This is a genomic window from Stenotrophomonas sp. NPDC047960 (assembly GCF_043204395.1).
Lineage (GTDB): Bacteria > Pseudomonadota > Gammaproteobacteria > Xanthomonadales > Xanthomonadaceae > Stenotrophomonas.
Genome location: NZ_JBIDBX010000009.1, coordinates 62,562 through 75,734, shown reverse-complemented (window position 1 = coordinate 75,734; position 13,173 = coordinate 62,562). Strand labels below are relative to the sequence as shown.

General features: G+C 65.4%; 11 protein-coding genes. 5 read left to right on the top strand and 6 right to left on the bottom strand.

The features are described from left to right. Positions 1 to 103: 103 nt before the first annotated feature. The gene (locus ACGFZ3_RS18165) at positions 104 to 1,438 is read right to left on the bottom strand and encodes an MFS transporter (RefSeq protein ID WP_392924456.1); all 1,335 of its coding nucleotides are present in this window, start codon (positions 1,436 to 1,438) and stop codon (positions 104 to 106) included. A gap of 178 nt (positions 1,439 to 1,616) precedes the next feature. Between ACGFZ3_RS18165 and yedA the strand changes: the two genes are divergently transcribed. Together yedA and rarD are read left to right on the top strand one after the other, a co-directional pair. Further along, positions 1,617 to 2,519, top strand: coding sequence for a drug/metabolite exporter YedA (gene yedA / locus ACGFZ3_RS18160; RefSeq protein ID WP_392924453.1), 903 nt, complete (start codon positions 1,617 to 1,619; stop codon positions 2,517 to 2,519). After that, a complete protein-coding gene (gene rarD, locus ACGFZ3_RS18155; RefSeq protein WP_392924450.1) occupies positions 2,516 to 3,430 on the top strand; it encodes an EamA family transporter RarD in 915 nt (304 codons plus the stop codon). Before yedA ends, rarD begins: the two co-directional genes overlap by 4 nt. Positions 3,431 to 3,567: 137 nt before the next feature. Here the strand turns inward: rarD and ACGFZ3_RS18150 are convergent, their stop codons facing one another. Continuing rightward, a complete protein-coding gene (locus ACGFZ3_RS18150) occupies positions 3,568 to 5,367 on the bottom strand; it encodes a hypothetical protein (protein WP_392924448.1) in 1,800 nt (599 codons plus the stop codon). 270 nt (positions 5,368 to 5,637) lie between these two features. Here ACGFZ3_RS18150 and ACGFZ3_RS18145 point away from each other — a divergent pair, with 270 nt between their 5' ends. After that, positions 5,638 to 6,492, top strand: a complete 855-nt coding sequence (locus ACGFZ3_RS18145) for a hypothetical protein (protein WP_392924445.1) — start codon at positions 5,638 to 5,640, stop codon at positions 6,490 to 6,492. Positions 6,493 to 6,535: 43 nt separating this feature from the next. Here ACGFZ3_RS18145 and ACGFZ3_RS18140 read toward each other — a convergent pair whose 3' ends face one another. From ACGFZ3_RS18140 to ACGFZ3_RS18125, 4 genes are all read right to left on the bottom strand, one after another. Continuing rightward, positions 6,536 to 7,846, bottom strand: a complete 1,311-nt coding sequence (locus tag ACGFZ3_RS18140; RefSeq protein WP_392924442.1) for an ABC transporter permease — start codon at positions 7,844 to 7,846, stop codon at positions 6,536 to 6,538. 11 nt (positions 7,847 to 7,857) lie between these two features. Further along, positions 7,858 to 9,015: an ABC transporter permease gene (locus ACGFZ3_RS18135; protein ID WP_392924439.1), complete on the bottom strand. Its 1,158-nt coding sequence runs from the start codon at positions 9,013 to 9,015 to the stop codon at positions 7,858 to 7,860. 14 nt (positions 9,016 to 9,029) lie between these two features. Further along, entirely contained in the window at positions 9,030 to 9,719 is a 690-nt protein-coding gene (locus tag ACGFZ3_RS18130; RefSeq protein ID WP_392924436.1) for an ABC transporter ATP-binding protein, read from the bottom strand. A 120-nt stretch (positions 9,720 to 9,839) separates the two neighbouring features. Continuing rightward, a complete protein-coding gene (locus ACGFZ3_RS18125) occupies positions 9,840 to 11,084 on the bottom strand; it encodes an efflux RND transporter periplasmic adaptor subunit (protein ID WP_392924434.1) in 1,245 nt (414 codons plus the stop codon). A 208-nt stretch (positions 11,085 to 11,292) separates the two neighbouring features. On the opposite strand from ACGFZ3_RS18125, the gene ACGFZ3_RS18120 reads away from it, so the two are divergent. Both ACGFZ3_RS18120 and ACGFZ3_RS18115 read left to right on the top strand, forming a co-directional pair. Next, complete coding sequence (locus ACGFZ3_RS18120) at positions 11,293 to 12,519, top strand: sensor histidine kinase (protein WP_392924431.1); 1,227 nt, start codon at positions 11,293 to 11,295, stop codon at positions 12,517 to 12,519. Next, positions 12,516 to 13,118 (top strand): response regulator, encoded by a 603-nt coding sequence (locus ACGFZ3_RS18115; protein WP_392924428.1) that lies wholly within the window; start codon positions 12,516 to 12,518, stop codon positions 13,116 to 13,118. The genes ACGFZ3_RS18120 and ACGFZ3_RS18115 overlap by 4 nt, the downstream gene beginning before the upstream one ends. The last annotated feature ends 55 nt before the right edge of the window (positions 13,119 to 13,173 follow it).

Sequence of the window (13,173 nt, the reverse complement as noted above, 5' to 3'; positions counted from 1 at the left end):
CAACGGATCACGACCAAGGTTCGTGACCCATCCCATGCGTGGATTGTCCGATGGATGGTAGATCACGACCGTTGGTCGTGATCCCCGAGATCCATTGCCGCCGTTACTTCCGGGTGCCATCCAGGTAGTTGGCGCCCTTGTTCTTCAGGAAGAACACATACACCACCAGCGATACCGCGATGATCGCGGTGACATAGATGGCGAAGTCGCCCACCCGATCGGTCTTCAGGGCGCCCTGGTACAGCAGCGGGGCGGTACCGCCGAACAGCGAGTTGGCCAGCGCGTAGCCGAAGCCCACGCCCAGTGCACGCACGTGGGTCGGGAACAGCTCGGCCTTCACCACTGCGTTGATCGAGGTGTAGCCGGTGAGGATCACAAAGCCCAGCGCCAGGGTGAGGAACGCAATCAGCGGGTCATGCTGGTTCGGCAGTTCGGTCACCAGGTACCAGCTGTACAGCACGCCGCCGACGCCGAAGAACACCAGCAGGCTCTTGCGGCCCACGATATCCGACAGCCAGCCGCCAATCGGCTGCAGCACCATCAGGAAGGTCAGCACGCCCAGGTTGATCAGCGTTCCGGTCATCACATCGGTGCCGGCAAACGCGCTCTGGATCATCTTCGGGCCGTTCACCGAGTAGGTGTAGAAGGCCACGGTGCCACCGGCGGTGATCAGGAAGCACAGCAGCAACGGACGCCACTGGTGCACGAACAGCTCGTACATCGAGCCCGATGCCTTGGCACGGCCCTCGCGGGCGGCTTCGATGGAGTCTTCACCCAGCGATTCATCCATCGAGCGACGCAGCCAGAACACGACGATGGCCGCCAGGCCGCCGATGCCGAACGCGATCCGCCAGCCCCACGCGGAGATTTCCGGCTTGTCCCAGAACATCAGCATGGTGAACAGGGTCAGCTGCGCCAGCACGTGGCCACCCACCAGGGTGACGTAGTGGAACGAGGACAGGAAACCGCGCCGGCCGGGGATGGCCGCTTCGGACATGTAGGTGGCGCTGGTGCCGTACTCCCCACCGGTGGCGAAGCCCTGCAGCAGGCGCGCGAACAGCAGGATCAGCGCCGCCCAGCCACCAATGGTGGAGGCGGTGGGGGTCAACGCGATCAGGAACGAACAGGCGGCCATCATCGTCACCGACACGGTCAGCGCCAGGCGGCGGCCGTACCGGTCGGCGAAGCGGCCAAAGTACCAGGCGCCGATCGGACGCATCAGGAAGGTGGCGGCGAAGATCGCCCACACATAGATGGTGGAGTTCTTGTCCGCAGCCGAGAAGAACTGGGATTCGAAATAGACCGCGAACACCGAGTAGACGTAGACGTCATACCACTCGACGAGATTGCCCGCCGAGCCTTTCAGGGTGTTGGAGATCGAGCGTTTCAGCGCGGCCTTGTCATTGGCGGGCGCGGCTGGAAGGGTGGAAGTGCTCATGCTGGGAAACGGTCCTCACGGTGGAGCAATGGCAATGCTGGTTTTTACCTTACTCCACGTGATGATCGGTGGGCATTGCACCATGTGACTAGGTCCAGCACGACAGCGTGCCACCACCGGGCATGCCGGGCCGCTGGCAAAGGCCTAGAATCCCCTCTCCCCCGCCTGCTGGTCGCGTATGGCCGTCTCCCCCGCAACCCCGCAGGCCGCTCCCCGCAGCGGCCTGGTCGTCCTGGCCCTGCTGCTGGTGTACGTGGTGTGGGGGTCCACCTATCTGGGCATCCGGCTGGCGCTGGAAGGCGGCGCGCTGCCCCTGACCACCGTATCCGGGGCCCGCTTCATCATCGCCGGCACCCTGATGTACGCGGTGCTGCGCTGGCGCGGCATGCCCGCACCCACCGGCCGGCAATGGCGCAACCTGGGCATCATGGGCCTGACCATGCTGGTGCTGGGCAACGGCATGGTAGTGCTGGCCGAGCGCACCGTTTCTTCCGGCCTGGCGGCTACCGCCGTGGCTTCGGTGCCGCTGTGGATGGCGCTGTTCGGGGCCGTGCGCGGCCAGCACGCCACCCGCGGCGAGTGGCTGGGCATCGCCATCGGCTTCCTGGGCGTGGTCTGGCTCAATGCCGGCAGCAGCCTCACCGCCTCGCCGCAGGGTCTGGTACTGCTGCTGATCGCCCCGATCGGCTGGGCCTTCGGCTCGGTCTGGGCGCGCAGCCTGGACCTGCCGAGCCCGTTCATGACCGCGGCCGGGCAGATGCTGTGCGGCGGCGTGATGCTGGTCGCCCTCGGTCTGGCCACCGGCGAGCGCCCCACCACCTGGCCGACGATCAATGGGCTGCTGGCGGTGACCTACCTGTGCATGTTCGGTTCCATCGTGGCCTTCACCGCCTACGTGTGGCTGCTGCAGAACGTGCGCCCGGCGCTGGCCGCCAGCTACGCCTACGTGAACCCGGTGATCGCCGTGCTGCTGGGTGCGCTGATCGGCCACGAGCATTTCGGCCCGCACGACCTGCTGGCCATGGGCGTGATCCTGGCCGGCGTGCTGGTGCTGACCCTGGCACGGACCCGCCGCAAATGAGCGCTGTGGAACGGACGCCCCTGCAGGAACAGCGCCGTGGCCTGGCCATCACCGCCTTCACCTTCACCCTGTGGGGGCTGGTGCCGGTCTACTGGCACCTGCTCAAGGCGGTGCCGTCGCAGCAGATCATCGCCCACCGCATCATCTGGAGCACGGTGCTGGTGGTGGCCTGGCTGCTGCTGAGCAGCGGCACCGGCTGGTGGAAGCAGATTGCCGCCCAGCCGCGCGCGCTGCCCACCCTGGCGCTGAGCAGCATGGCCATCGCCTTCAACTGGGGCCTGTATATCTGGGCGATCAACGCCGGCCACGTCATCGAAACCAGCCTGGGCTACTTCATCAACCCGCTGGTGAGCGTGGTGCTGGGGGTGGTGGTGCTCAAGGAGCGCCTGCGCGGCCTGCAGTGGCTGGCCGTGGGGTGCGCCGCGCTCGGCGTGGCGTGGCTGACCGTCGACGCCGGCACCCCGCCGTGGATCGCGCTGGGGCTGGCCTGCTCGTTCGGGCTGTATGGCCTGCTGCGCAAGATGATCTCGGTGGACCCGGTGGCGGGGTTGGGCATCGAAAGCCTGTACCTGTTCCTGCCGGCCATCGGCTTCGCGCTGTGGAGCGAAAACGGCCACGGTGGCGCGTTCTTGAGCGGCTGGGGCTGGCGCAACGACCTGCTGCTGATCCTGGGTGGCGCGGTGACCGCACTGCCGCTGATTGGCTTTGCCTATGGCGTGAAGCGCATTCCCCTCTCGCTGGTGGGCATCCTGCAGTACATCGCCCCCAGCCTGGGCCTGCTGCTGGGCGTGTTCTTCTTCCGCGAACCGTTCGACACCGCCAAGGCGATTGGCTTCGCCGCGATCTGGACCGGGCTGCTGCTGTTCATTGGCGACAGCTCGTGGCGTTCGCGGGCTGCTGGACGGGCCTGACATCCAGAAGCCACGCAGGGCGTGGCTCTACCCCCGGGGGTGGTCGATCAGCCGGGATTTGCGTTGCCACGCAGGGCGTGGCACTACGTGGGATGTGGCAATCGTAGAGCCACGCCCTGCGTGGCTGCGCGACCTGTCTACGAGCGGCTGGCTCGACAGTGCGACGTACGGCATGTCAAAACGGTAGCCCGGGATTCCGCTGACACTCCCTTCGGCACCTCAGTCATCAACACACGGACCCGGTTACCGCACATTTGAAGTTTGCCGCCGTAGGTCAGCGTTCTCGACGCCAACCGCTCGGTCGCCATCTGAACGGTTCTTGCCGCCAGCACAGGGCCAGCATCCAGAATACCTACAGTGATCACTATTCCATGGAGTCCCTGGGCCCCGCCGCACCTGGCACGCACCTGCACCTGTCCCTTCTCTTGCTCCAGCAACAGGGAAACGGCATCGGCAATTGTTCGATATGCCGCCAGTTGCAGGCCCGTACTGAGTGCGCAAGGATCGCCGGAAAGATGGGGGCGGCACACCCGTTTTGTTGACTCCCACTCCTGGCTGATACCACCTATCTGAATCGCCAGGTAAAGCCCAACATGTTCGAGAGAGGTGGGATACACCATGCTGGTTTGCTCACGGAACTGCCTCGAGCTCACCATCGACGCCCGGAGCACTGCGCCAGCGAACTGGCGATGGCCTTGTCCGTTAAGCCAGTCGACCATCTGACTCAACGAGAGGTCGATGTTCTCGCCGATCTGCCGCATCCGAAGCGCCCGCGCCCGCAGTTCCTGCTCGCTTGCCAGGTGCGAGGCCTTGGCCAAGCTCAGTGCCTCGATCTGATTCTGCTGGGACAGATCGAACCGATGTCGATAGTGGCCTGCGATGGCGCCCAGCGCGAACAGTGCGGTGGACACGACAGAAAGGCTCTGCTGTGTCTTGAACGTGGCCGGATCAAACGAGCCCGGAAGGCCAGTAACGGGTGTGGCGAGGTGAACAATCAGGTTCAGCAAAGGCACGCCAATGGCCGCGCCGTGCCAGCCATGGATGCAGGTCAACACGATTACCGGTGCTGTCATCAGTAGTTGGAGGCCACCCTTGAAGCCCGAGTCGGCATCCGGGATCCGTGTGCTCACGTATCCAAGAATCAACAGCAACGCGAGCGCTCCCACCGACGGCAGGCGCTTCCACGACGACCATGCGACTGGACCCGCGCGCCCGGATAGCATCAACGCCAGTGGCGCCACGGTAAGTATGGCAACGTAATGGCCAACAGACAGCTTCAGTACCGCTGCAGCCGTACCCTCCACAAGATGCGGAGGCCACAAGAGTTGCATCAGCAGAATGTTGGTCATGCCAAGCACGACCGACGATAGCGCTGCCAAAGAGAGTAGCCATGCCTCGTTCCCCGCAACGATGAGGCGACGGTGCAGGTGCACGAACAAGGCGACTACCGGCATCTGGTAGGCAGAGGCCAGCGTGAACCACGCAAGCCCGTAATCATCAATCAAGGGAAATCGAAGTATCGCGTAGTACGCGTACTCGCCGAGGATGAGATAGGCCCAGAGTCGTGGCGGGACTAGAAGGAGAGCGGCGACTCGAATACCTGCAGGAAAGAACAGCTGATCAATTGAAACGTGGCGAACGGCGTAGCACGTGATCGCGTATGCAGCGGCGAGGAGTAGTCCATCCAAGCGGATACGGAGGCCCACACGAAGTCCCTTTCTCCAATCGTCGACCCGCACGGCTCTCTTCTCCTGATCTGGTGCCTGTCGCATCAGGCCGCGATGCTTGGCTTGCTGTGAGGCGGCGAAAGTAGCGGTAGGAGGTGTTGATCGCAATGAAATGGCGGAAATTTCGGACAAGAATGAGGTGGGTTGTCCGATTCCATTGAGCCACGTCACATCGTGGGGTTGATGGTCGTTCCAGAATGCGGTGGGCACCGCTTTGGTGCGCTGACGTAACTTGCACAACGACAATCCGCGGTACGAACCTGTCGTAATTCAGCCACGCAGGGCGTGGCTCTACCAATGCAATCCCCGTCTTGCCACGCCCTGCGTGGCAACGCGCACCACCAGAGTTCGGCAATTCCGACTACATCATTCCAAATGGCGCGTTCAACACGCCCACATTCCAACCGTTCCGATATCCACGTGGAGTGCCGACTGCTGAACTGCCATGACCCGCGTGTGCGGGCAATCAGGGAGCAGATGATGAAGAAGTTGTCGTGGTTGCTGTTGGCCGCGTTGCCTTATCAGGCCATGGCGTCAGTGGAAGATCCCGTCGCGCAGCCGTGTTACATGTGTACGAGTGCCGAGATGTACGCCAAGGCGCGCTCGCTCGGGGTCGGCTCGCACTATGTTTACCAGGGCTCAAGCGAGACCAACATCCAGGGATTCCACGTCACCAACGAGGGCGGGGAGCTGGTAGCCACGCATTTCGTGCCGGAGCCGTGGATACGCACGCAGTACAACGCGCTGATGAAGCTCTACAACGTGACCCGGGGCGATTTCGTGGACCAGTGGGGAACCGTGTCGCTGCAGCCGCCCGGATCGCCGCATGTGATGATGGAACAACCGCAGAGCGACACCCTGCTGTGGGGGCACCATGTCTCCGATCTCAATCCCAGGCGCGAGGAAGCGCGTGAGATCGTGCGGCGCATGCTCAGCCGCTCAAGCCGCTACGCCTTCCTGAACGCAGATGCCGAGCACGGCCGCATCCTGCGCTTCGAATCGCAGTCCTACGGGGCGACGCCGTTGATCGCGCAGCTGAAGATCCTGACGTCCTCGCTCGGCTACGTCGAATTCTACTTCGATTACGAGACCCGCCAGTGGGAGTATCTGAACTCGAGGGACTGGAACTGGATGATCCAGGAAAAAGCGGACGACTTCCTGTATCCCGACGGCAGCGCGCGCAGGCTGCCGTACGAACGAGCGCTGGCGCCGTACTTCGTGCAGCGGGCCGGCTGGGCGGGCGTAAAAGTCATCGGGACGCCTGCGTACGGTACCTCTACCGTCGCATACCTGTGTGCCCGGATCGCTGGAACGATTGAGTGCCGGGCGGAATGATCCATCTCCCGTGCCCCCTCGGGGGGCACGGGAGTTCGATGCTTCAGGTTTCCCGCAATGCGGTAGTGATCGGCAACCGCGCCGCACGCAGCGCGGGGAACAGCCCACCCACCAGCCCGATTCCCAGCGCCCACTTCAGCCCACTCCAGAGCAGCTCGGGCGAGACCTTGAACTGGAACACCACCTGGCTGAAGTTGCTGCCGATGGTGGACACGCTGTAGCCGTTGAAGATGGCCCACGCCACCAGTCCGCCCAGCAAGCCGCCGATCAGTGCCAGCAGCATGGTCTCCAGCATGATCGCGGTGACCACCGGCAACCCACGGAACCCGATGGCGCGCATCGTCGCGATCTCACGCGCGCGGGTGGCCACCGCCGCATACATGGTGTTGAGTGCGCCAAACACCGCACCAACCGCCATGATCGCGCCGATCACCGTGCCGAGCACCTTGATCAGGGTATTCAGCCCGCCGCCCTGCTTGGCGTAGTACGCACGCGTGGTTTCCACATCCAGCTTCAGGCGCGGGTCGGCAGCGACGCCTGCCTTGAACTGGTCGAACCCGGCTTTGCCATCGGTGCGCACGCTGATCGACTGCCATGCACTGCGCTGGTAGGTGTTGGCCAGCGTCTCAGCATCGGTCCACAGCTCCGAGTCGTGCGCATCGCCGGAATTGAAGACACCCACCACGGTCCACTGCTGGTTGCCCAGCGTGAGCGACTTGCCCACTTCCAGCCCACGGAACTGACCCTGTGCGCCCTTGCCGACCACGATTTCACGCAGGCCGGGTTTGAACGGGCGGCCCTCGGTGACCTTCACCTTGTCGTGCACCGCCCACGCCATTTCGCCCACGCCACGGAACTGCGCGTTGACGTCGGTACCATCGCCCCTGGAGACCAGGTTGACCACCTGCGACAGCTCCGGGGAGATCATCGGCTTGCCCTGCGCATCCTTGGCCACGCCGGGCAGGGTGGACAACAGCGGTACCTGGTCGCGGGTAATCACCGAATTGGTTTCGGCCTGTGAACCGCCGCGCAGCACGATCGCCGTGGAGTCATCGCCAGTGCTGTTGAGCGTGGCCTGGAAGCCCTGGCCCATGGCCAGCATCGCCACCAGCACGCCGACCACGCCCGCAATGCCCACCACCACCACCGAGGACGCGCCCCAGCGCTGCGGCAGGCTGGCCACGCCAATGCGCGTGGCCGCCAGTGCGAGCCGCCCGCTGCGGGTCAACAGCAGCCACAGCCCTACGGCCACGACTACTGCCAGCACGCCCGGCCAGGGCAGGATGATCCACACCGCCAGCATCACCGCCAGCAGCAGCACCGACAACAGATTGCTCAACCATTGCTTTTTCATGTCGGTTCTCCTCAGCGGCCCGCCAGGGCATCGACGATCTTCAGCCGCTTGGCGCGCAGCGCCGGCAGCAGGCCAACCACCACACCAATCAGCAGGATCAGCCCCACCCCCATCAACCAGGTCTGGGTGGGTACGTGCGGTGGCAACAGACCCTGTGTCTTCGGCGCCAGCACCGGCAGGATGGAAGCGGCCAGGCCCATGCCGATGGCGCCGCCCAGCCCGATCAGCAGTACCGATTCGATCATCACCAACGTCAGCACCGTGCTGTCCTTGAAGCCGAGTGTCTTCAGCGTGGCCAGTTCGGGCACGCGCTCGCGCACGGCCTGGGCCATGGTGTTGCCGGTGAGCAGCAGCAGGGTGAAGAACACCGCGCCCATGATCGAGGTGACGATCAGCCCGATGTCGGCGAACTGTTTGACGAAGGCCTGCTGGAACGCCGATTCGGTCTGGGTCTTGGTTTCATGGTCCGAATTGGCCGAGATCGCGTCGATGGCCTGGGCCACCCGCGAGGAGTGGTCCGGGTTGTCCAGGGTGACCGTGAACCAGCTCACCTGGTTCTTGATGTAGTCGTTGCTTTCGTCGAAGTACTTCCAGTTCATCATCAGCTGGCGTTCTTCGTTGGCCGCCAGCGTCCGGTCCTTGGAGCGGAAGATGCCCACCAGCTGCAGCGGCCAGTCGTTGCTGCCGCCGCGCGGGAAGATGGTGGCCTGCAGCGGAATGGTGTCGCCGATCTTCCAGCCAAATTCCTTGGCCAGCGTTTCGCCCACCACCGCACCGGTCCGGGTGTCCTGGAAGGCTTTGAGCTGTTCGGGTGGCAGCTGCAGTTCGCGGTACACCTCGAAGTAGTTCGGCGCCACCGAGAAGTTGGCGAAGAAGTTCTTCGGGTCCTGGTAGATGCCGCCGAACCACATGCCGTAGGTGACGTCCTTTACCCCGGGGACCTGCCGCACCTGCGGCTCCAGCCGGGTCGGCAGCGATTGGGTGATGGACAGGCGCGAGGCCACGATCAGGCGGTTGGCCCCTTCCACGCTGCCGCCCGAGCTGAATGCCACGCGCACCGAATCGAGCATGCCAAACAGCAGGAACGCGGCCACCACCGAAAGCAGGGTCAGCAGGGTCCGCGTCTTGCTGCGGAACAGCTGCGCCCATATGAGCGAGAAGTATTTCATCGCAGTGACCTCCGTCAGTGGGCCGCAGGTGCCTGTGCAAGCTCACCCTTGTCCAGGTGCACGGTATGGGTGGCGTACTCGGCGGCCTTGGGGTCGTGGGTGACCATGATGATGGTCTTGCCGTGCTCGCGGTTGAGCTGCTGCAGCAGCACCAGGATTTCCTCGGCCGAGGCGCGGTCGAGGTCGCCGGTCGGCTCATCGCAGATCAGGAACGTCGGGTCGGACACGATCGCCCGGGCAATCGCCACGCGCTGCTGCTGGCCGCCGGACAGCTCATTGGGGCGGTGGCTGCGGCGGTCGGCCAGGCCGACCAAGGTGAGCGCGATTTCGGCATTGCGCTTGCGCTGCGCCGCCCCAAGGTGGGTAAGCAGCAATGGCAGTTCCACGTTCTTCTGCGCGGTGAGCATCGGCATCAGGTTGTAGAACTGGAACACGAAGCCGACATGGTGGCTGCGCCAGGTGGAGAGCTGTCCGCCGGACATGCGGTCGATGCGCTCGCCTTCGATCTCGATCTCACCGCCGCTCGGCGTATCGAGCCCGCCGATCAGGTTGAGCAGGGTGGTCTTGCCCGAGCCGGACGGGCCCATCAGGGCGACGAAGTCGCCGCGCTGGATGTCCAGATCGATCCCGTGCAGCACCTGCACCTTTTCGGGGCCGCGCTGGTAGGTCTTGGTGATGTTGCGGAGCGAAACCAGGGTGGACATGAGCGGTTCTCCGTGAATCAGGGGAAGAAGAAACCATGCGGGCAGCCGCGCGCATGCGCGCCGGGCCGGCACGGGAATCGCACTTCGTCGGCTCGCGACCCGGTCGCGGCGCCGCCTTGCTTACTGCGTCTGCTTTTCCACTACCGCGCTGCCATCGCGCAGTTCCGGCGGCGGGTTGCTCACCACCTGCTGGCCGGCGCTGAGACCGGCGGTGACCTGGCGGTCGTTGTTGAGCGCCACGCCCACTGTCACCGGCACCTGCTGCACGCGCTTGTCATCGCCCACCACGAACGCCACGGTCTTCTGGTCGCGCTCGACCAGTGCCGCTGCGGGCACGCGCACGCCTTTGGGCGCTTGCGCCTGGGCTGGCGCGGCCGCTTCCAGGAAGCTCACCCGCACGCCCATCTCGGGCACGATGCGCGGATCCCTGCTCTTCAGTGCCACGCGCACCTTGACCGTTGCCTTGCCGCGGTCGGCGGTGGGGATGATGGCGATCACCTCGGCGGGGATCTTCCACTCCGGGTAGGCATTGAGCGTGGCCTCGACCGGCATCTTCGGCTGCACGCGGCCGATGAAGGCCTCACCCACGTCCACTTCGATTTCCAGCGAGTCCATGTCCACGATGGTGCCGATACCGGTACGGGTGAAGCCGCCACCGGCCGACAGCGGCGATACGATCTCGCCCGGCTGCGCCGCCTTGGCGGTGACCACGCCGGAGAACGGCGCGCGCACGATGTTGTTGTCCACGCCCAGGTCGGCAATGGCCAGCGCGTCGCCGGCCACCTGTGTGTTGCGCTGGGCGGTGCGCAGCTGCGCGCGCAGGCTGTCGCGCTGGGCGATGGCTTGGTCGAACTGGGAACGCGAGACCAGCTGCTGGCCGACCAGCGTCTGCAGGCGCGCGGCTTCGGCTTCGGCCTGGGCCACCTGCGCCTGCAGGCCGGCCAACTGGCTGCGTGCTGCTTCCAGCTGGGCGGCCGACAGACTGCGCTGGGCGTTGGCATCGATCGGGTCGAGGGTGGCCATGACCTGGCCTTCTTCGACCCGCATGCCTTCTTCGATCATCACTTCACGGACCTTGCCGGTGATCTTGGCCGACACCGTGGCCATGCGCCGGGCCACCACGTAGCCGCTGGCGTCGAGCACCGAGCTGCTGGCGGTGCCCTGCTGGATGGCCACCACCGGTGCGGTGGTCACCTCGATCGGCCGTTCACGGCCGAACATGAGCCAGGCGACGCCAGCCAGGATCAGCAGGGCGACGATGGCGAGCACGATCCACAGGCCACGGCGTGGCGACGAAGGCGGCGGGGCGGCGGCCTTCCTGCGGTCGATGCGGAGTTCCTTGAGCAGTTCAGCGGATGCGTTCATCGTGAGTCTGGACGTGGAATCGGGCCGAGTGTGACCGCAACGGGAGTGGCGGGCAAACCGGGACGGGACTGGCTGGGGCACAGGATGCCTGCAGGACTGGGTTCCGGGCAGTGACAGCTGTCACCTGCCTGGGGTGATGCGGCGTACTGGAAGTGTCATTGCCGACAAGGGATCGTATGGCCATGCCGCACCCCGCCAGGAAGATGCCATGATCGCGCCTCGCCCCAACCACCGGGAACCCACCATGACGCACCGCCGGCTCTCCACCCTTCTGCAGCCCGCCCCGGATTCGGCCGTTGCCGACAACCTGCGCGCCGGCAAGCCGGCCTGGTCCGATGCGGTGCATCTGTTGTGGACCGGCTGGGTGTTCCTCACCCCGATGTTCGGTGGTGGCTACACCCTGACGTGGCTGTGGCTGACCCTGCTGACCTACCCGGTGTTCCTGGCGCTGTATGCCCGCCAGCTGCTGTCGCCGCGCCGGGACGCACCGCGTTACGCGCTGGCCATGGTGGCCATGGGCCTGGCGCTGCTGCCGTGGTACCCGTCAGGCATCAGCTATTTCATCTTCGGCTGCGTCACGCTGCGGGTGTGCCGCACCGGCAGCGCGTGGCGCTACCTCGCCCAGCTGGTGGTGCTCAACGCTGCCTTCGTGGCCACCGCACTCTGGGTGGGCTACCACTGGCAGCTGGTGGTGTGGATTCCGTCGATGGCGTTCATCATCGGCGTCATCATCAATGTGGAAAGCACCAACAAGGATCGCGACGCGGCGCTGCAGCTGTCCCAGGACGAGGTGCGGCGGCTGGCCGCCACGGCAGAGCGCGAACGCATCGGCCGCGACCTGCACGACCTGCTCGGCCACACGCTTTCGCTGATCACCCTGAAGCTGGAGCTGTCGCGCAAGCTGTTCGACCGCGATCCCGAGCGTGCGCGGCTGGAGGTAACCGAAGCCGAGGCCATCGCGCGGCAGGCACTGTCTGAAGTGCGCAGCGCCGTGACCGGCATCCGCGCCAGCGATCTCGCTGCGGAACTGGCGGCTGCGCGGCTACTGCTGGAATGCCAGCACGTACACCTCCACTACAGCCCGCCGCCGCCGATGCCGGTGGAGATCGAGCGTGGGCTGGCGCTGGTGCTGCGCGAAGCAGCCACCAACATCGTGCGGCATGCAGATGCGCACCAGGCCTGGGTCGAGTTCGCCCAGGACGGACGCAGCCTGAGCCTGCAGATCCGCGATGACGGGCGTGGCGATGTGCAGGCCGATGGCAATGGCCTCACCGGCATGCGCGAACGCGTGGCCGCGCTGCGCGGCACGCTGCAGGTGCACTCCCCGCGCGGGCAGGGCACCACGCTGGCGGTGCGGGTGCCGCTACCGGCCAAGACGGCCGCAGTAGCCACGGCCATGAGTGCGACCCCGCTGACCCATGAGGCACTGCCATGATCCGCATCGTATTGGCCGAAGACCAGGCGATGGTGCGCGGCGCGCTGTCGGCGCTGCTTGGGCTGGAGCCGGATATCGAGGTGCTGGGTGCCGCCGCTGACGGTGAGGCGGCCTGGCGGATGCTGCAGCAGCTGCAGCCGGACATCCTGGTCACCGATATCGAAATGCCGGGGTTGTCCGGCCTGGAGCTGGCGCAGCGCATCGCGCGCCATGGGTTGCCCATCAAGGTGGTGATTGTGACGACCTTCGCGCGCTCGGGCTTCCTGCGCCGCGCGCTGGATGCCGGCGTGTGCGGCTACCTGCTCAAGGACGCACCGGCGGAGAAGCTGGCCGATGCATTGCGCCAGGTACAGCACGGCGGCCGTGCCATCGACCCGCAGCTGGCGGTCGATGCGTGGTCGCAGGCCGACCCGCTCAACGACCGCGAACGCCAGGTGTTGCGCCTGTCCGGCGATGGCCGCTCGGCCAGCGAGATCGCCACGCAGCTGGGGTTGTCGCACGGCACGGTGCGCAACTACCTCTCCGAATGCATAGGCAAGCTGGGCGTTGCCAACCGAATCGAAGCCTACCGCCTGGCCCGGCAGAAAGGGTGGTTGTAGGCACCCACGGTGCCTTCAATCACCCGGGTAGCACACGACCGTTGGTCGTGTGACG